Raw genomic sequence first — 19,506 nt, forward strand, 5'->3', positions numbered from 1 at the left:
CGCAGCAGCTCGGCGCTGTGGCCCGAGAAGCCGGCGATGTCTTCCTCCACGGCGCCGATGGCCGGCACCACACTGTTACGGACCACCGCCTTGAACAGTTCTTCCTTGTTGGTGAAGTAAAGATAGAGGGTGCCCTTGGATACGCCGGCGCGCTTGGCGACGTCTTCCAGCCGGGTGGACGCGAAGCCGCGTTCAACAAACAGGTCGAGCGCAGCCGCAAGCAGCTCCTGGGGGCGCGCTTCCTTGCGGCGCTCCCAGCGCGGTTTCATATTGAGCGAGCATTCCATCGACGGGCATCCGGGGTAACTTACTTGCGAGTCATTAATATAGACGGGCGTTGTCTACTCGTCAAGTGGCCCGCTGCGCTTGTTCCCGTTCCATCTACACAGCCGACTGCTCTATCGCCGCACCCGCGTGAGACAATGACGGCTTGCCCGGCGGCGCCTTGCCGCTGCGGCACCAAGAATCCACCGAAGCGCAAAATGAACTGTCGTGACAACTGTGGTGCATGCTGCACCTCCCCTTCGATTACGAGTCCGATTCCAGGCATGCCTGGCGGGAAACCCGCGGGTGTGCGATGCGTACAGCTCGGGGACGACAACCGCTGCCGCATTTTCGGGAAGCCGGAACGGCCGCCATTCTGCGCCGGGCTGCAGCCGTCGGAGGAAATGTGCGGGGACAGCCGCGAAATGGCGATCCGCTGGCTTACCGAGCTGGAACTGGCCACCGCGCCTGTGTGAACCACCCAGTGGCGGAAACTGAAGCCGCATCAAACCGCAGCACCGTATTGTCAATACAATCACTGGGTTGGAAAACGTAGATGGCGCTTGGATTCTGGCAAATCATTGCTGTGGAACCATTGATGGTAGTCCTATCGTGGTAAGCTTCGACCCCCGCACCGTGTTGTCTCCCGGTCTGATTTTTTCGCCAAGCTCCCGAACCCTACGTTTCCCGACTACATGGATATCATCATTGCGTTCAAGGCCATCCTCATGGGTGTGGTCGAAGGTTTAACCGAATTTCTTCCGATTTCCTCGACCGGCCACCTTATTCTCGCGGGCAGCCTGCTCAATTTCACGGACGAGAAAGCAAAGGTATTTGAGATCGTGATCCAGGCCGGCGCCATCCTCGCTGTCTGCTACGAATACCGTCGCAAGATCTTTTCCGTGTTCGGCGGCCTGACGCACGACCGCAAATCGCAGCGCTTCGTACTGAACGTGGCGGTGGCATTCCTGCCGCTGGCAATCCTCGGCCTCATCTTCGGCAAAATGATCAAGGCCGCGCTGTTCTCGCCGGTTCCCGTGGCGATGGCCTTCGTCATCGGTGGCTTCATCATCCTTTGGGTGGAACGCCGCCACAAGACCCACCCGCCCGCAATCCGCTTCGAAGAGGTGGACGACATGAGCGTCCTCGATGCGCTCAAGGTCGGCATCGCCCAGGCGGCGGCACTCATTCCCGGCACCAGCCGTTCCGGCGCGACCATCATCGGCGCGATGGCTTTCGGCCTGCCGCGCAAGGTGGCCACGGAGTTCTCGTTCTTCCTCGCGATTCCGACCCTGATCCTGGCGACCATCTACTCGCTGATCAAGGAACGCCACCTGCTCACGCTGGCCGACCTGCCGGTATTTACGCTTGGTTCGATTGCCGCATTTATCTCCGCTTTCATGTGCGTGCGCTGGCTGCTGCGCTACATCAGCACCCATGACTTCAGGGTATTCGCCTGGTACCGCATCGTGTTCGGTATCCTGGTCCTCGCCAGCTCGCATTACGGATGGGTCGTTTGGGTGCACTAGAAATGAATCCCGGGATCAGCGCGCGCGCGCTCGAACAGCTGCAGACAGTCTTCGGCTACTCCGCCTTCCGCGGACAGCAGGGCGAGATTGTCGAGCACGTGGCCAGCGGCGGCGATGCGCTGGTGCTGATGCCGACCGGCGGCGGCAAGTCGCTGTGCTACCAGATTCCCGCGCTGCTGCGCGACGGCGTCGGCGTGGTGGTGTCGCCGCTGATCGCGCTGATGCAGGACCAGGTGGACGCACTGGCCGAAGTTGGCGTGCGCGCCGCCTTCCTGAACTCCACGCAAACCTTCGAAGAATCGATGCGCATCGAGCGGCTGGTGCGCACCGGCGAGATCGACCTGGTCTACGTGGCGCCCGAGCGCCTGATGACGCAGCGCTGCCTCGACCTGTTCGATGCGTCGAAGATCGCGCTGTTCGCGATCGACGAAGCGCACTGCGTATCGCAATGGGGCCATGACTTCAGGCCCGAATACATCCGCCTGTCGATCCTGCACGAGCGCTTCCCGGACGTACCGCGCATCGCGCTGACCGCGACCGCCGACCAGCAGACCCGCGCGGAAATCGCGATGCGGCTGCAGCTGGAGGACGCGCGCCAGTTCGTGTCGTCGTTCGATCGCCCGAACATCCGCTACCAGATCGTCGAGAAGGACAACGGCCGCAAGCAGCTGCTGGACTTCATCACGAGCGAACATGGCGGCGATTCGGGCATCGTGTACTGCCTGTCGCGTAAAAAGGTGGAAGAGACAGCAGTGTTCCTGAACGAGCACGGCATCCGCGCCATGCCCTACCACGCGGGGATGGAACATCCAAAGCGCGCGGCCAACCAGGCCAAGTTCCTGCGCGAAGAGAATATCGTGATGGTGGCGACCATCGCCTTCGGCATGGGCATCGACAAGCCGGACGTGCGCTTCGTCTGCCACCTCGACCTCCCGAAAAGCATCGAGGGCTACTACCAGGAGACCGGGCGCGCGGGCCGCGACGGCATGCCGGCCAGCGCCTGGATGGCGTACGGGCTGCAGGACGTGGTGCTACAGCGCCGGATGATCGACGAATCGGAAGCCGACGAAACCTTCAAGCGCGTACTGTCGATGAAGCTCGACTCGATGCTGGGACTGTGCGAAACCCTGAGCTGCCGGCGCGTGCGCCTGCTCGACTACTTCGGCGAACAGGCCGGCCCTTGCGGCAACTGCGACACCTGCCTGATTCCGCCGGTATCGTTCGACGGCACGGTGCCGGTGCAGAAGCTGCTGTCGGCGATCTACCGCGTCGACCAGCGCTTTGCGGCCGGCCACGTCATCGACGTGCTGCGCGGCGCCGAGTCCGAGCGCATCAAGCAGTGGCATCACGATTCGCTGTCGGTGTACGGTATCGGCAGCGAACGTTCGGAGGCCGAGTGGCGCGCCATCTTGCGCCAGGCAATCGCGCTGGGGCTTGTGACGGTGGACCATGAGTCGTACAGCTCGCTGAAGCTGACCGACGCGGCGCGGCCGGTGCTCAAGGGCGGGCAGAAGGTACAGCTGCGGCAGTACCAGAAGCCTGTGAAGCAGAAGCGCGCGCCGTCGGCGTCGAAGGGGTATGTGGAAAGCGAGCTGTCTAAGTCGGAGCAGGAGATTTTCGACCGGCTGCGTTCATGGCGCATGGGGACCGCGCGCGAGCACAATGTGCCGGCGTATGTGATTTTCGTGGATGCGACTTTGCGCGAGATCGCCAAGGCCAAGCCGCGGTCGCTGGACGAACTGCGCGGCGTCAGCGGCGTGGGCGAGAAGAAGCTGGCGTCTTACGGCGAAGAGATCGTCGCCTTGATTGGCGAGATGCTGTAGGTCGGATAAGCGAAAGCGCATCCGACGTGCGTCACGTTGAGGCCGGCAAGTCGGATGCGCTTTCGCTTATCCGACCTACGGGTTAATTGCCACGCTTCCGTAAGGCGGAAGAGCCCAGCGGTGTAGCAGGGGTTTCGAATCGTGCACACGATTCGCCTGCGTAACGGTATCCGCGTGCAAGCGGATACTCCCTCCATCCGCCGAATGCCGTCAGCCTACTTCTTCGTGAAGACCAAATCCCACACGCCATGTCCCAACTTCAGGCCACGGTTCTCGAACTTGGTCAGCGGACGGTAAGCAGGCTGCGGCGCATACCCTTCCGCCGTATTCTGCAGCATCGGCTCCGCACCCAGCACCTCCAGCATCTGCACCGCATAGTCTTCCCAGTCGGTCGCGCAATGCAGGTAGCCGCCCGGCGCCAGCTTCTCGGATAGCAGCTTGACGAACGGCGCCTGGATCAGGCGGCGCTTGTTGTGGCGCGCCTTGTGCCACGGGTCCGGGAAGAACACGTGCACGCCGGCCAGCGAGCCGTCGGGGATCATCTGGTTCAGCACCTCTACCGCATCGTGCTGGATCAGGCGCAGGTTAGTCAGCCCCTGCTCGCCTATCTGCTTGAGCAGGCTGCCGACGCCAGGCGTGTGCACTTCAACGCCGATGAAGTCCTTCTCCGGCATGCCCCTGGCGATGTGCGAGGTCGTGTCGCCCATGCCGAAGCCGATCTCCAGGATCACCGGCGCCTTGCGGCCGAAGGCCTGCTCGAAGTCGAGCGGGGCTTTCGCATACTCGATCATGAATTTCGGTCCCAGTTCTTCCAGCGCGCGCGCCTGCGCGATCGACAGGCGGCCGGCACGGGTGACGAAACTGCGGATACGGTGTTCGGTTGGGTCGTAAAGCATCGGCCGGTTTGGACCGGCTGGAGTATCTGATGACATGGGATCGGTATGGGAGGAAAAGACTGACCGGCATTATATCGCGACGCAATGGTACCCTGATGTTTTCCATACAGAGAGGATGCGATGCTCAACCGGCTGTTTTTCGCTGCATTGGCGCTTACCTTGACGGCAGCCTGCCCTGCTGAGGAGCTCTTGTTTGCCGGCCAGGTGCAGAAGCTGACGCTTCAGCCATCGGGCGTCGGCGACTGTCTGCCGCCCTGCCCGGTAGTACCGGTGCGGGATGCGAACGGAATGGACCGGATCTGTTTATCGAATCAGGGTGGCTGCCAGACGGTCGAGGTGAAAGTCGTCACCCAATATCTTGGCTCAAACAACGATGCGACGCACACGTTCCGGTCGCGCACTGGCGAATGGGGCGGCCTGAACTTTCCGATGACATCCAACGTGATCCTGGTGCATGCGTCGGACGGCAAGGCGACCTGGGCGCCGCTCGTGTCGCGTGATGGTAAAACGTATTTCAAGGCCGCGTCCATGTCGAGCGTGGGCGTGGTGCCGGTTTGGAAGCTGGAAAAAGATGCGGACGGCAACGTGCCGCTGGAGACGCTGGTCGGGCGGATTCGAGCCGGAAAGTAGATCGGATGCCGCTGTCTGGGCGTCGCTAGTCGATCGCGTAGGAAGAAACCTTCCAGACGCCGTTATTGTCCTGCACCGGCGTCACTTTCTCGGTGGCGCTAACCCGGTTGTCAAAGCGCGTTTCGTATTCGAGGACGACATACTGGCCACTTGGAAGGTCAGGCAACGTCTCGGTGTACTTTGCCCACTTGAGGCGGCGCGCACGCACAGGTCCGAGCGGAGCGCGCAAGGCGCGGACCTTTTCGCTCCAGCGCGGTTTGGATATGGCGTACTGAAACGAGGTAGCAGCGTGATCCCAGCTTTCCGCGTACTGGCCCGAGTCGACAAGATCAAGCCAGGCGACGGCGGCTTCCTGCGACTTGTGAATGGCGCTCGCGCGCTCGGCCCTCGCGGGTGATGCAACGAGCATGCTTGCGGCAAGGACGGCTATGGCGAACCTCATGGTCATTCCGGCACGTTACTACTTTATTTCGATTATAGCCACGCGGGCCAATATGCCGCGCGTGCGCCCTGAATTGACCTATCTGGCCAATATCCGGCCATAACTGCGTCGAGTCGTTAGTCGGGTGGGGAGTGTTTTTTTGACTGGAGCGGGTGAAGGGAATCGAACCCTCGTCGTAAGCTTGGGAAGCTTCTGCTCTACCATTGAGCTACACCCGCCTTGCGACGCATTCTACGCGCCTTCTGATGTTTTTGACAAATTGCATGTCCGAAAAACGATTTCCTTGTCGAAATTCTTTACATGAAGCCTTATTCCGGCTTCTCCACCGTATAGCCCCTCGCCTGCAACTCCGCGACCAGGCCCTTCGGATCGAGGATATCCCTCATCCTCAACATCGCGAACGTGGACTTGTTTGTCGCCAGCGATCTTTCCGCTGCCACAAGCCACGTTTCCCTCGCCCGCGCCTTCATCGTCCGGATTTCCGGCTGCAGGTCGGCGACCACGCTGGTCAATACCGCGTCGGAACATGCTTCGCCGCGATCGATGAATTTCAGTTTCTCGATCACCGCGATGTCGCCGACAGCCCAGGCGTTGGCGCGGATCCGCATCGCATCGAGGTCGGTTTCCAGCTGCTCGATCGTCCTGGAGAAACACGCCACGTCGTTCAGCGTCGACTTCTTGAAGGCGCGGATCGTCTTGACCGGCGACTCGATCTTCACTGTCATGCCGGTCGACGTGGTCTTGACCTTGTGCTTTTTCGCGATGCCGAAAAGTTTCTTGTCGATGTTGGTGTTTCCGGTAAGGCCAGCGTGCGCCAGGCCCTTGCGGAACAGTTCATCCGAGGCGAACATCGGACGCTCGCTTTCGATGTCCTTGTTCTCGCCGATGTATTTCGCCTTCAGCGCCAGCCAGCGCGCGTAAACATCGGCCGGCAGCACGTCCTGCAGCTTGGCGCCATCGGGATTGTTCTTCACTCCAACGATGAAGGGCAACACGGTCACCGCGCTGAAGCCGATGCCGATACCGGTCGAGGGCGGCGCCAGGAATTCTTGCGACTGCGACAGGACCGCCTCCACTTCATGCGCGCGCCATTCCATTTTTACGGGTAGCGGCGAATAGGCGCCGAACACCCACATCACGTTTTCGCCCTTGCTGATTTTCCAGAGTCCTGGCCCAGGGCGTTGGCCGACCACGAGGATCTGCTCCGGCGCGGGCTCGGTGGCAGCCGCCTCGGGCGTGGGTTCGGATTGCGACCAGACTGGCGCGGCGAGGAAACTCAGGCACAACAGTGGAACGAAACGCTTGAACATGAACGACAACCCTCATTCTTAGTAATTGAGCAAGATTACATCAATCGCGGAACAAGTGCTTCAAAGTCATGCTGACGGGGAAGCTTTTCATCGGGGTGCAGCAGGTCGGCATTCAGCCGCGCGGGATTGAAAATGCTGCGGTAATAGCTAAGCCACAGCGCTTCGTCGGCATCGTCGATGTCCTCCGGACCGCGCATCAGCGGGCCGGTGGTGTGCAGCGCGGCGCCGTCCCACATGACGCTGGCGTCGGGCGTGGCAATCATCCACGTCACGCGGCCCATGCGGCTGGCGAAGTGGCGCGCGACTTGGGGCAGCACGTCGTGGCCGGGCTCAAACCAGGCGACAAAACGCGGCGGGCCGGATTCCTCGCGCCGTTCGCGGAAACGGATGCATGCGTGCATGTCGTGTTCCTCGCGCCGCACCGCCTGGACCATGGCGTGCAGCCTGACGCCGTCCTCGTCGGCTGCCGACATCACGTCCTTCTCGCCCTTTTGCCAGCGCCACAGCACCAGGTAGAGGAAGGCCCAGCGGTTCGGTACGCGGCAGCAGGCCGCGCTTTGCAGCATGTCCATCAACTGGCGCGGGATGCGCAGCTGGCCGGCGGCACGAGAAGCGGCCTCCGATGTTCGTGTGTCGGCAGCGCCATCGTGCTTGCCCGATAGCCACTGGACCGCATGCGGCGCCACGCGATGCGCCAGCAAATCGCGCGTGGCATCGCGCCACTGGCCAAAGGAATTGACCAGTATTGGGTGGCCGGCCGCAACCGCTGCGGCCGCGCTGATGCGGCCGTGATCTCGCTCCATTGTGTTTTTGAACTGTATTTTTATACAGTATATGACACGATAAAAAAGGGGCGCGCCCTGTTCGGTGCGCGCCCCTGTGGCGTGGATCGGATGGCGGCGCTTATCGCGCTACCGGCGTGCCGTCCGGGTTCAGCGTGGTCACGTCGCCGAAGCCCAGTTCGCGGATGCCCGGCTCGATCTTGCTCAGGTCGCCGATCACCAGCCAGACCACTTCATCAGGGCGCACGAACTTGCGCGCGGCCGCGGCCAGCTGCGGCTCGGTCAGGGCGCGCACGTTGCCCGCGTAGTTCGACCAGTAGTCGTCCGGGAGGCCCCAGTTGAGCGAACCGACGGCCGCCAGTTCCAGCGAGCTCAGGGTCGCGAAGCGACCCGCCAGGCGCGAGGTCATGTTGCGCATGATGCTGGTGTATTCCTCGCCGGCCAGCGGACGTTCGCCTGCCACGCCACGGATCTCGCGCGCCACTTCCAGCATCGCTTCCCTGGTCTTGTCGGTCTGTACCGGCGCGACCACGGTGAAGGCGCGCTGGCCGCGCGGCGAGCTCACGCTGCCCGAGGTGCCGTAGCTCCAGTGCTTGTCGAGGCGCAGGTTGCGGTTCAGGCGCGAGGTGGCCATGCCGCCGAAGTTCTGCATCACCGGTTCCAGCGCCAGGTCTTCCGGCTGGCCCGGCGCTTCCGACACGTGCGCGGCCACGATGGTCGATTGCGGCGCGCCCGGCTTGTCGATCAGGTACACGCGCTTGCCCACGGTGCGCGGCACGGTGGCGACCTTCTTGGCCGGCGCGCTGCCGGCCTGCCAGCGGCCGAAGCTCGCTTCCAGCGCCGGCATGAGCTTGTCCATGGTGGTGTCGCCGGTGACGACGATGGTGGCGCTGCCCGGCTTGAACCATTGCGCGTGCCAGCGCGCCAGATCCTCGCGCGTAACCTTCGACACCGTCGCCTCGGTGCCGGAAACCGGCTGGCCGTAGGCATGCCCCGCGCCATACAAAAGGCCCGGCAGGATGCGCTGGGCCAGCGCATTGGGCTGGGCGCGTTCCTGCGCGATCTGCGCCAGACGGCGCTGCTTCTGCAGCGCGAACTGGTCGGCCGGGAAGGCCGGGTTGAGCGCGGCGTCGGCCAGCAGGTCGAGCGATGGCTTCATGTTGGCGGTCGTGGCCTGCAGGCGCACTACCGACAGGTCGGCCCAGGTGCCGGTGGTCAGCACCGCGCCCAGCGACTCGATCGCATCGGCCATCTGGTAGATATTGCGGTTTTTGGAACCCTTGTCGAGCAGGTCGAGTACCAGCGACGAGGTGCCGGCGGTGGCCGCGCCTTCGGCCGCGGTGCCGGCGTCGAGCACCAGCGCGGCGTTGACGATAGGCGCCGAGTGGCGTTCGAGCAGGACCACCTTCAGGCCGTTCTTCAGCGGCGCGCGCTGCACCTTGGGGAAGGTCACGTCGGGCGCGGCGCCCAGCGCCGGCACCACTTTGCGGTCCAGCATAGCCTTGTCGGCGGCCAGCTTGGCGAACGGACGCACGGTCATGGTGTAGTGGTGCGCGCGCAGCCACTTGTTGGCGGCGGCCTTCACCTGCTCCGGCGTCGTGGTGGCCATCGTTTCGAGGCGGTCGAGGTAAGCCTCTGGATTGCCGGCGTAGGTCATGTGCTCGGCCAGCACGTCGGAGCGGCCGCCGAAGCCGCCCAGGCGCTCGATCGAACGCGCGAACGTCGCCAGCTTGGCCACTTGCGAGCGCGTGACCGCGCCTTGCGACGGGCCGCTGGCGAGGGTTTCGCTCAGCACCGCGTCCATTTCGCGCTCGACCTCAAGCGGGTTCACGCCCGGCCTGACGGTGACGACCACGTTGAAGGTACTGGCCAGTTCGGCGTCGTTGACGTAGACGCTGACGCCGGTCGCCAGGCCCTTTTCGTACACCAGCCGGCGCGTCAGCGGCGAGCTGCGCGAGCCGGCGATGAAATTGCCGAACAGGCCGAGGTGGGCCAGTTCAGGGCTCTTCCAGGCCGGCGCGTGGTACACGCGGTAGATGCGCGCCTGCGGAACCTGGTCTTCCATCTCGTCGCGGATATTGCGGTCGAGCGCGGGAATCCAGGTTTCGGTGCGCGGCAGCGGTGGTCCCGGCGGAATCGCGCCGAAGTATTTGTTGACCAGTTCCAGTGCGCGCTCGGGCGTGATGTCGCCGGCCAGCGCCAGGACCGCGTTGTTCGGTCCGTAGTAGGTGCGATACCAGCTGCGGATGTCTTCCAGCGACGCCGCGTTCAGGTCGTCCATGCTGCCGATCGGCGACCACGAATACGGGTGCGAGTACGGGTACATCTTGGCGTCGATCTCGTAGTGCACTTTGCCGTACGGCTGGTTGTCGCCCTGGCGCTTCTCGTTCTGCACCACGCCGCGTTCGCGCTCGAGCATCTCCTTCGAGATGTAGTTGCCCAGGTAGCCCATGCGGTCGGACTCGAGGAACAGCGTGCGTTCCAGCGCCGACACCGGCACGTCTTCGAAGAAGTTGGTGCGGTCGGTGCTGGTGGTGCCGTTGCGGTTGTTGGCGCCCAGATCGTCCATCGCCTCGCGGAAGCCGAACGGATAGTTCTCCGAGCCGTTGAAGAAGAAGTGCTCGAACAGGTGTGCGAAGCCGGTCTTGCCGCGCTGCTCGTTGCGCGATCCCACGTGGTACCAGACATTCACGCCGACCACCGGGGTGCTGTGGTCTTCGTGCACCAGCAGCGTCAGGCCGTTCGACAGCACGAACTTCTTGTACGGGATGGTGTAGGCCTTGCGGTCGAAATGGGCGGGCCTGGCGGACGTCGCGGCGGCGGCGGCGGGCGCTGCGGCGGCCGCGGTTTCGGCAGCGGTCGAGGCCAGCGGCGCGGCTACGGAAACACCTAACGCAAGGGAGATCAGCAGCTTGTGCTTCATTGGTCACCTTTAGGGAGGCAGATCGGCGCCGGGACGCGCCGGATGTGTCGCATTATTGCGCATGCAACTGCGTACGGCAATCAGGCGTGGAGTTCGGCGCCGAGGGACAGGCGCTGTACATACGCCAGTTGTGCGGGATTCATGCGCGCGCTGGCGGACTTGAGGTACTTCGCCGCGGCGGCGACGCCGGCACGTTCGGCCTGCTGCAGCCACGCGAACGCCTGCATCACGTCGGCCTTCGCGCCATGGCCGTTGGCGTACATCAGGCCCAGGTTGAACTGGGCACGCGCGTGCCCCTGGTGGGCGGCGCGCATGTACCAGAAGTACGCGGCTTCGTAGTCGCGCGCCACGCCCTGGCCGCTGTCGTAGCGCAGTCCAAGCGCGAACTGGGCGCGCGCGTAGTCCTGGTCGGCGGCCTTGCGGTACCAGCTGTACGCCTGCTCGCTGTCGAACATGCCGGCCTCGATGCTGTCGAACAGCGCGCCCACCATGAACTGCGCGGGCGCGTATTCGTGGTCGGCCGCGCGCCGGTACCATGCCATGGCGCGGCGGTAGTCCTGCTGCAGATGCTGGCCGGCCTCGTAGCGCAGGCCGAGCTCGAACTGGGCGCGCACGTGGTTTTGTCCGGCCGCCTTTTCGAACCATGCGGTCGCTTCCTGCGGATCGCGCTCGACGCCGCTGCCGGCGTCGTACAGCAGCCCGAGGTGGTACTGCGCGCTGGCGAAGCCCTGCTCCACCGCCTTGCTGTACCAGCCGTGCGCCTGTTCGAAGTCCTGCACCACGCCTTGCCCGTGCTCGTAGCGCAGGCCCAGGTTGTCCTGCGCGCCAGCGTGGCCCTGGCCGGCGGCCTTGAGGAACCATTCGAGGGCCATCGCCTCGTCGCGCACCACGTCGTGGCTGCCGCTGTCGTACACCAGCGCCAGGTTGAACTGCGAACTGGCGTGGCCCTGTTCGGCCGCGCGGCGGTACCAGGCAATGGCCTTCTGGCCGCTTTTCGGAACGCCCTGCCCCTTATCGAACCGCAGCGCCAGGTTGAACTGGGCCGGCGCGTAGCCCTGCTCGGCCGCCTTGCGGAACCACGAGATGGCTTGCTTCTGGTCGAGGGGCACGCCTTGCGCGTTGTCGTAGCGGAGCGCCAGGTTGAACTGGGCGCGGGCGTAGCCCTGCTCCGCGGCCCTGCGGTACCAGAAAATGGCTTGCTGGAAGTCCTGCGGCACGCCCTTTCCGGTCTCGTACATCATCCCGAGGTTGTTCTGCGCGCCCGCGTCGCCCTGTTCGGCGGCTTTGCTGAACCAGTGCATGGCCTGCTGCACGTCGGCCGCCACGCCCTGGCCCTTGGCATACAGCCAGCCCAGGTTGTATTGGGCCGCCGCGTAGCCTTGTTCGGCGGCGCGCGCGTACCACCAGGCGGCCTGCTGGTAGTCCTGCTGCACGCCCTGGCCCTTCTGGTACATCACCCCGAGGTTGTACTGTGCGTGTTCGAGGCCGGCGTTGGCCGCCTTCAGGTACCAGTGGACCGCCAGCGCGAAGTCCTGCGGCACGCCCTGCCCGTTGACGTACATGAAGCCCAGGCTGTGCTGGGCATTGGCCACGCCGCGCTCGGCCAAGGCCTTCACGCGCAGGAATTCGGCCGTGTGGCCGCGGACAGCAGCGTCAGGTTCGCGCGCGGTCGCGTATTCCATGCGGCGTCAGGCCTGGCCGATGGAGGCCGGCGCGGGTGCCGGCGCGGGCGCTTCCTCGCGCCCGTCCTGTGCATACAGCACCGAGATGAAGTTCGACAGCGAGATCGGGCGGTGGTACAGGTAGCCCTGCATCGTCAGGCAGCCATTGGCCTTCAGGTAGCGCGCCTGCACGTCGGTCTCCACGCCTTCGGCGATCAGGTGCAGGCCGAGGCCGCGCGCGATCGAGATGATCGCCAGGATTACCGGGTAGTGGCCGTGCTCGTCGTGGATCTCCTTGACGAAGGACTGGTCGATCTTGATGGTATGGATCGGGAATCGGTGCAGGTAGGACAGCGAGGAATACCCGGTTCCGAAATCGTCGATCGCCACCGATACGCCCAGCTGGCACAGCTTGTTCAGCTGCTCGATCGCGTATTGCGGATTGCGGATGCAGATGTTCTCGGTGATCTCGCACTCGATCTGCGCCGGCGAAATCCCGTAGCGCAGCAGCGCGCCGCGCATCTTCTCGAAGAAGTCGCCGCGGTCGAGGTATTGGGGCGACAGGTTCAGCGACAGGCGGATGTTCTCGCCGCCGGCTGCGTTCCAGTGCCGCATGTCGCGGCACAGCGCGCCGATCATCCAGTCGGAGATCGGCAGCATCAGGCCGTTCTCTTCGGCGAAGGGCAGGAACTCGCCCGCCGTCAGCAGGCCGCGGACCGGATGGTTCCAGCGCATCAGGCCTTCGGCGCCGACGATGCGGCCGCTGATCACGTCCACTTGCGGCTGGTAGTACATTTCCAGCTCGTTCTGCTCCAGCGCCTTGCGCAGGCTTTGTTCCAGTGCGATCTTCTGGTGCGAGATGTCCAGCATCGAGTTGTGATAGAAGCTGTGGCCGTTCTTGCCCAGCGCCTTGACCTGATACATCGCGATGTCCGCATGGCGCAGCAGCTCGTCGATCGACTCGCCGTCGCCCGGATAGATCGCAATGCCGATACTGGCCGAGATGTGCACTTCGTGGCCGTCGAGGTCGAACGGCTTTTGCAGGCATTCGAGGAACTTGTCGGCGATGGCCTTGGCGTCCTCGCGGTCGCGCAGCTCGGGCAGCACGATGGTGAATTCGTCGCCGCCCTGGCGCGCCAGCGTGTCGCCGCGGCGCAGGCAATCCTTCAGCCGCAGCGCCACCTGTTGCAGCAGCTCGTCGCCCTTGACGTGGCCCAGCGTATCGTTGACCAGCTTGAAGCGGTCAAGGTCGATGAACATCACCGCCAGCTCGGTGAGCTTGCGCTTGGCCTGGATGACGGCCAGGCCAAGGCGGTCCTTGAACAGCATGCGGTTGGGCAGGTCGGTCAGGATGTCGTGGTAGGCCTGGTAGGAAATCACTTCCTCGGCGCGCTTGCGGTCGGTGATGTCGCGCGCCACGCCGTAGGTGCCGAAGAATTCGAGCTTCTTCACCTCCTGGTCGGGCACGTGCATGCCGATCGAATTGAGCGAGATCGTCATCAGGGTGTTGTTGAAGGTGCGGTCCTGCGTGCTGCCGCTGTGGCACTTCAGGCGCAGTTCGACGTTGCGCGAGGCGCGTTCGTCGACGCGGCGCTCGTTGAACACGTAGCGCGCGCGCTCCAGGTCTTCCTCGTGCACCAGGATCGAATAGTGCTTGCCGATCAGCTCATCGCGCGAGAATCCCAGCAGCTGGTAGGCGCGGTCGTTGATGAAGGTGAACTTGCCTTCGTGGTTCAGCGTGTAGATGATGTCCGGCGAGCTGTCGACCAGGTAGCGGTACAGCTTTTCCGAGTTCTCCAGCTGCGAGGCGATGCGGCGGTTCGCCATCTCGAGGCGGCGCTGCTGCAGCGCGTTCGCCACGGTCTTGAGCAGCTCTTCGCGGCTGTAGGGCTTGCGCAGGTAGTCGTAGGCGCCGCGCTTGAGCGCGCCGATGGCCGCGTCGATCCCGACCTCGCCGCTCATCACGATCACGTCGGCGTCGATGCCCTTGTCGTTGATGAAGTCCATGATCTGGTGGCCGCTGACGTCTGGCAGGCGCAGGTCGAGCAGCACCAGGTCGAAGCGCAGGCGCGACAGGTGGGCCAGCGCCTCGCTGCCGCAGGTAGCGGTGACCAGGTGGTAGTCGCGGCCGCGCAGCAATTCGTACAGCGACGACAGCAGGCGCGGTTCGTCGTCGACCAGCAGGATGCGCGGCAGGCTGCCGGATTCGGACTGGATCGGTGTAGGCGCGTCAGCGGCAGGATTCATGTTTGCCGAGTTCGCGCTGGCAGTATTCGCGTTCATTGAGGCCTTAAACTGAGTCCGTTACCTGGGCCGGCAACGCGGCGGCCTGGCTGGCGCCGCTGCGCGCAGGCAGCAGGATTTCAAATGTCGTACCGGTGCTTCCGCTGCGGCAGCTGATCAGGCCATTCAGCTTCCTGACCAGGCCATGGACGATCGACAGGCCAAGCCCGTGATGCGCGCCTTCCTTGGTGCTGCGCACCGGCGAGAACAGGTTGGCCAGCACTTCCGGCGACATGCCCGGGCCGCTGTCCCTGATCATCAGCTCGAGATACAGCTTGCGGTCGCGGTTGACGTGGCCGCGGTTGGCGATGTCGATGCGGCCGCTGCCGTCCAGCGCTTCCACCGCGTTCTTGACCAGGTTGACCAGGATCTGCTTGAGGATGTCGGCGTCGCCCTCGATCTCGGCCGGCGATCCTTCCATGTCCACCGCGATGTCCACGCCGGCCGGCACGAACTCGGTGGCGCGGAACAAGCGCAGCACGTCGTTGATCACCTTGGCCGCATCGGTGGCGCGCGCGCCGGCGGTCGGCTTGAGGTCGGCCAGGCCGTTGATCAACTGGCCGACGCGGTCGATCTCCTCGTTCAGGATCGACATCTCGCCCACCACGGGTTCGCGCTTGGCCAGCTTGTCGTCCAGGACCGACAGGTAGTTCTTGATGATCGACAGCGGGTTGTTCACTTCGTGGACAACGCGGCGCGACGCTTCGCGGTATTCCTCGGCTACGTGGGCGATCTGGCGGCGTGCGTGGCCACGTTCGGCCAGCGCGGTTTCCAGCGCACTGGCGGCCTGCGCACCGAACGACTGCATGAAGCGCTCGCGCTTCTGGCATGCGGGCACCTGCCACGAGGCGACGCCGCCGATCATCACCCCCAGGCAGCGCGAGCCGGCCACCAGCGGCAGGCATACCAGGCTGTCGGTGCCGAGCATGCGGAACAGCTGCTCTTCGGCCAGCCCGAGCGACTGCTGGTCGCGCCGCACGAAGGCCAGGCGGCGCTCCAGCGCGGCGTCGGCCACGGCGCTGCCCTTGGCCAGCGGAATCGAGAATTCGGCGATGCGCTGCTGCTCCCCGGTCGGCATGCCCACCAGCGCGTGGCCGGTCGGGTTCTCCAGCAGGATCACGGTGCTATCGAAGTCGAACAGGATGCGCGCCGAGCGCGTCATCGATTCGAGCAGGCCCGATTCACCCTGCTGGCGCGCGAAGGTCTGGCCCACTTCGGAAACGAGGACCAGGTTGCGCACTTCCTCGGACAGGCGCTGCTGCACCGGGTCTTGCGGCGGCGGTGGCGCGTAGGCCGGCGGGGTCGGGATATCGTCGGCGCCGGCCAGGTCGATGCCCAGGTGCGCTGCCGACTTGTCGACCTGGCGCTCGGCGGCGCCCAGCATGCGGATCACGTCGTCGCCATCCAGGCCGCACAAGCCCATCGTCTCCTGCACTTCGTCCTCGTCGATGTCGTGGGTCGACAGCAGGTGCGCCATGCGCACGATGCGGATCAGGGGATGGGCCTGGACCAGGCGGCTGCTTGGCTCATGGTGGTACAGCACCGAGTCGGCCAGGAAGGAATCGAGGTTCCAGCGTTCGATCAGCCAGGCGCCCGCTTCCGAGTGCGTGATCTGCAGCGTGCGCTGTTCGACCGCGCACAGGTCTTCGTCGTCGCGCGCGGTGAAATTGAAGGCGTATTCTTTCGGCGCGGTGGCCAGCAGTGCCAGGCGGCCGACGTTGTGCAGCAGGCCGGCCAGGTAGGCTTCTTCCTGCTGCGGGTACTCCATCTTGCGCGCCAGTTCGCGCGCGATGAAGGCCGCGATCAGCGAGCTTTTCCAGAAGCCACGCAAGTCGGTGCTGCTCGAATGCGGGAAATTATTGAAGGTCTGGAAAACCGATTCGCTGATCACCAGCGTCTTGATCATGTCGGTACCGAGGGTGACGAGCGACTGCTCCAGACCCAGGCTGCGGTTGTTGCGGTGATAGGCGGAGCTGTTGGAGACGGCCAGGATCTTGCTGGTCATGCCGGCGTCCTTGGAAACCAGGGCCGCCAGCTCCTGCATGCCAAGGTCGTCGGCCTGCAGGTGCTCGATCAGTTTGACGAGTATCTGCGGCATGGCCGGCAGACGGGCAATCAGCAGGCGATTGCGAATATCATGGTCCGAATGATGCATATCTCAAGCAAGGCCGCCAGGTTGCGTGGGTTCGGGTGGCGCTAAGGGTAAAAGCTGCCACGACTTATCTTCTCGTTGCTTCGGAAAACAAAGATGCTTTTTGGCTCATGTTTCCCGCTTGGAATAACTTATCTTAGCATATATACACGAAAGTTGACTGTAAGAACATTACTTTCTGTGAATAGTTGCCTCCTGACCACGATGTCCCCTGCGTGCCCGTTGCGAGACATGAAATTAACCGGGGAGCATAGCATGCATATGTTGACGCGGGAATCACATTATTAGGCGCCGGCTACTAGGCCGACCGGGCATTGCAGTGGTGTGGGTACGTCTTTGCTCGTTTCCGGCATGGACGAGCTTGTCGGCGCCGATTGACGGCTAATCCAACAGCGCGATGAGGAAGATTGATAGCAAGGTGCTTTGAATAAGAACGATGGCGCCCAGCCACTGGCTGATCCACGCGCGTATCTCCGCCGTACATTGCCTGAACCGCGCCGCCCTCTCTGCGGAGGCATTATTGAGCCGGGCGTCAATTAATTTCAGGGATGATTTGATCGACTGAAGTTCCTGCATGAGTTCCAGGTGGCTATCCATCGTTCGCTCCACATGTACACGTGATCGCACACCTGTTTGACACCGTCCGAAGGCACAGGTTCACCTTCACCAGCCTGAATATTTCAGGCTGGGCGCGTGTTGCGATAGCGCCGCGACCCAGCCCACAGCGCCAGCGAGATGAGCGAAAACGCCAGCTGGCCGGAAGCCAGCCACAGCACCGAATGCGACAGGAAGGGCGCGATCACCCCGGCCACCAGCGCGCCCAGCAGCGTTACCGCGAACGACTGGCACGAGGCCACTGTCCCGCGGATGTGCGGGAACAGGTCGAGCGCCAGCAGCGTGATGGTCGGCGCCATCAGCGAACTGCCGAAGGTGTAGAAGAACATGGGCGCCACCGACCATGGCAGCGCGGGCGGTAGGAATGCGTGGTACGCCACGTTGGCGCCCGCCGCGGCCAGCAGGAAGACGAAGCCCAGGCCGACCTGGCGCCTGACGGTCGACCTGCCGGCCATCCGGTTCGCGGTCAGCGCGCCGAGGAACAGGCCGGCCACCGTCGGGAAGAACAGCCACCCGTACTGGTCGGGGCCGAGGCCCAGATGCACCGGCAGCAGCACCGGCGCGGCTGCGATATACATGAACATGCCGGCGAAGTTGGCCGACACGATGCCGGCCTTCATATGGAACAGGGGCGAGCTGAAAATGTCCCGGTAGTTGCGCGCGACGTAGTCGGGATTGAAGGGCTGGCGCTTCTCGAGCGGCAGCGTTTCAGGCAGCTTCTTGTAGCAGTACCACCACAGCACCACGGTGTAGGCCAGCAGCGCGAGGAAGATCGCGCGCCAGTCGAACAGCTTGACGATCCATCCGCCGAGCACCGGCGCGATGGCGGGCGCGATCGAGAAAATCATCGTCACCAGCGACAGCAGGCGCGCCGCCGGCGCGCCGGAGTACAGGTCGCGGACGATCGCCCTTCCAACCACGACTCCGGCCCCGGCCGACACGCCCTGCAGGATGCGGAAGATCCACAGGTAATGCACCGAGGACGACGCCGCGCAGCCGACGGTACCCACCGCGAACACGACCAGCGACACCAGGATCACGTTGCGGCGGCCGAAGGTATCGGCCAGCGCGCCGTGCCACAGCACCATCACGGCGAACGCCAGCATGAAGGCCGTCAGCGTCTGCTGCACTTCGATTGGAGTCGCATGCAGCGACGCCTGGATGTTGGGGAAGGCCGGCAGGTAGGCGTCGATCGAGAACGGGCCGAGCATCGACAACGCCGCCAGCAAACTCGCGATCGCCGCCATGCCCAGCATCGCGATGCGGGGCTTTTGCGGCAGCGGTACCGGCGTTATCGGATCTGGCGGGAGGTTCGACGGCGGGGTCGGGAACATCGTCAGGCCTGTTTCGGCTTGGCTTCTTCGCGGCGGTTGTAGCCCGCGACCATGTCGAACCGGAACAGGCGGCATTCGAGCGCGCCATTGAAGAACGGCGTCTTGCGTGCTTCCTTCAGGCGCAGCAGCTTGGGCAGCGACAGGTCGGCGGTGAACAGGAACACCGTCCAGCCGGCGAAGCGCTGCTTGAGCGTGGTGCCCAGTGCGGAGTAGAAGCCGACCGCCATCTCGTCGGCCGGGATGGTGCTGTCGCCGCGCACGCCGATACGCTCGCCGTACGGCGGGTTGGTCAGCAGGATGCCCGGCTGCTCGGTCGGCGGCTTGACTTCCTGCGCCTCGATCTGCTTGAGCGGCACGTCGAACATGATGCCGGCCTGCTTCAGGTTGTGGCGGGTCATGGCGACCATGTCGCCCGAGATGTCGCTGCCGAAGATGGTCGGCGACTCCGGCAGCGGGTTCGGCTTGATCGCGTGCTTCATCGCCAGCCACGGCTCGGGATCGAAGCTGTTGAATTTCTCGAAGGCGAAGCGGCGGCGCGCGCCGGACGGAATGCCCTGCACCATCTGCGCGGCTTCGATCAGGATGGTGCCGGAACCGCACATCGGGTCGAACAGCACGGTGCCCGGCTTCCAGCCCGACACGCGCAGCATGCCGGCTGCCAGGTTTTCGCGCAGCGGCGCGTCGCCCGTCTCTTCGCGCCAGCCGCGCTTGAACAGCGCTTCGCCGGAGGTGTCGAGGTAGATCGTGAAGTTGCGCTGGTCTAGGAAGCCGACGATGCGCATGTCAGGCTCGCGGGTGTTGACCGACGGGCGCTTGCTGAACTGGTCGCGGAAACGGTCGCACACGGCGTCCTTGATCTTCA

16 protein-coding genes and 1 tRNA gene are annotated in these 19,506 nt (G+C 64.1%); 4 read left to right on the forward strand and 13 right to left on the reverse strand.

Features of this window, described 5'->3' with window-relative positions:
• A partial coding sequence (locus tag D3872_RS05185) for a TetR/AcrR family transcriptional regulator (RefSeq protein WP_147373801.1) occupies positions 1-287 on the reverse strand: 287 nt, incomplete at its 3' end.
• Positions 288-482: 195 nt separating this feature from the next.
• On the opposite strand from D3872_RS05185, the gene D3872_RS26320 reads away from it, so the two are divergent.
• The 3 genes from D3872_RS26320 (at position 483) to recQ (ending at position 3,616) form a co-directional block, all read left to right on the forward strand.
• On the forward strand, positions 483-740 hold the full coding sequence (locus tag D3872_RS26320; protein ID WP_119809801.1) for a YkgJ family cysteine cluster protein: 258 nt from the start codon (positions 483-485) through the stop codon (positions 738-740).
• A gap of 219 nt (positions 741-959) precedes the next feature.
• A complete protein-coding gene (locus D3872_RS05195; RefSeq protein ID WP_119809789.1) occupies positions 960-1,793 on the forward strand; it encodes an undecaprenyl-diphosphate phosphatase in 834 nt (277 codons plus the stop codon).
• A gap of 2 nt (positions 1,794-1,795) precedes the next feature.
• Positions 1,796-3,616 carry a DNA helicase RecQ gene (gene recQ / locus D3872_RS05200; RefSeq protein ID WP_119809790.1) on the forward strand — a complete coding sequence of 607 codons (1,821 nt, stop codon included), beginning with the start codon at positions 1,796-1,798 and terminating at the stop codon, positions 3,614-3,616.
• A 215-nt stretch (positions 3,617-3,831) separates the two neighbouring features.
• Here recQ and trmB read toward each other — a convergent pair whose 3' ends face one another.
• Positions 3,832-4,512, reverse strand: a complete 681-nt coding sequence (gene trmB, locus D3872_RS05205) for a tRNA (guanosine(46)-N7)-methyltransferase TrmB (protein ID WP_119809791.1) — start codon at positions 4,510-4,512, stop codon at positions 3,832-3,834.
• A 120-nt stretch (positions 4,513-4,632) separates the two neighbouring features.
• Here trmB and D3872_RS05210 point away from each other — a divergent pair, with 120 nt between their 5' ends.
• Entirely contained in the window at positions 4,633-5,142 is a 510-nt protein-coding gene (locus D3872_RS05210; protein WP_147373802.1) for a hypothetical protein, read from the forward strand.
• Positions 5,143-5,167: 25 nt separating this feature from the next.
• Here the strand turns inward: D3872_RS05210 and D3872_RS05215 are convergent, their stop codons facing one another.
• The 11 genes from D3872_RS05215 to D3872_RS05265 form a co-directional block, all read right to left on the reverse strand.
• Complete coding sequence (locus D3872_RS05215) at positions 5,168-5,590, reverse strand: DUF4019 domain-containing protein (protein ID WP_119809793.1); 423 nt, start codon at positions 5,588-5,590, stop codon at positions 5,168-5,170.
• Between the two features lie 138 nt (positions 5,591-5,728).
• Positions 5,729-5,802: transfer RNA gene (locus tag D3872_RS05220), tRNA-Gly, on the reverse strand.
• Positions 5,803-5,892: 90 nt separating this feature from the next.
• A complete protein-coding gene (locus D3872_RS05225) occupies positions 5,893-6,894 on the reverse strand; it encodes a TraB/GumN family protein (RefSeq protein WP_119809794.1) in 1,002 nt (333 codons plus the stop codon).
• Between the two features lie 35 nt (positions 6,895-6,929).
• Entirely contained in the window at positions 6,930-7,697 is a 768-nt protein-coding gene (locus D3872_RS05230; RefSeq protein ID WP_119809795.1) for a TIGR03915 family putative DNA repair protein, read from the reverse strand.
• A gap of 100 nt (positions 7,698-7,797) precedes the next feature.
• On the reverse strand, positions 7,798-10,599 hold the full coding sequence (locus tag D3872_RS05235; RefSeq protein ID WP_119809796.1) for a M16 family metallopeptidase: 2,802 nt from the start codon (positions 10,597-10,599) through the stop codon (positions 7,798-7,800).
• A gap of 80 nt (positions 10,600-10,679) precedes the next feature.
• Positions 10,680-12,281: an SEL1-like repeat protein gene (locus D3872_RS05240; protein ID WP_119809797.1), complete on the reverse strand. Its 1,602-nt coding sequence runs from the start codon at positions 12,279-12,281 to the stop codon at positions 10,680-10,682.
• 6 nt (positions 12,282-12,287) lie between these two features.
• Positions 12,288-14,507 carry a putative bifunctional diguanylate cyclase/phosphodiesterase gene (locus D3872_RS05245; protein ID WP_119809798.1) on the reverse strand — a complete coding sequence of 740 codons (2,220 nt, stop codon included), beginning with the start codon at positions 14,505-14,507 and terminating at the stop codon, positions 12,288-12,290.
• 43 nt (positions 14,508-14,550) lie between these two features.
• The gene (locus D3872_RS05250; protein ID WP_119809802.1) at positions 14,551-16,641 is read right to left on the reverse strand and encodes an HDOD domain-containing protein; all 2,091 of its coding nucleotides are present in this window, start codon (positions 16,639-16,641) and stop codon (positions 14,551-14,553) included.
• Positions 16,642-17,076: 435 nt separating this feature from the next.
• Positions 17,077-17,292, reverse strand: a complete 216-nt coding sequence (locus D3872_RS05255) for a hypothetical protein (RefSeq protein WP_119809799.1) — start codon at positions 17,290-17,292, stop codon at positions 17,077-17,079.
• An 83-nt stretch (positions 17,293-17,375) separates the two neighbouring features.
• Positions 17,376-18,644: a multidrug effflux MFS transporter gene (locus tag D3872_RS05260; protein ID WP_119809800.1), complete on the reverse strand. Its 1,269-nt coding sequence runs from the start codon at positions 18,642-18,644 to the stop codon at positions 17,376-17,378.
• 2 nt (positions 18,645-18,646) lie between these two features.
• Positions 18,647-19,506, reverse strand: an 860-nt coding sequence (locus D3872_RS05265) for a THUMP domain-containing class I SAM-dependent RNA methyltransferase (RefSeq protein ID WP_147373803.1), incomplete at its 5' end; no start/stop codon positions are given.

The organism is Massilia cavernae (genome assembly GCF_003590855.1).
Taxonomy (GTDB): domain Bacteria; phylum Pseudomonadota; class Gammaproteobacteria; order Burkholderiales; family Burkholderiaceae_D; genus Telluria_A; species Telluria_A cavernae.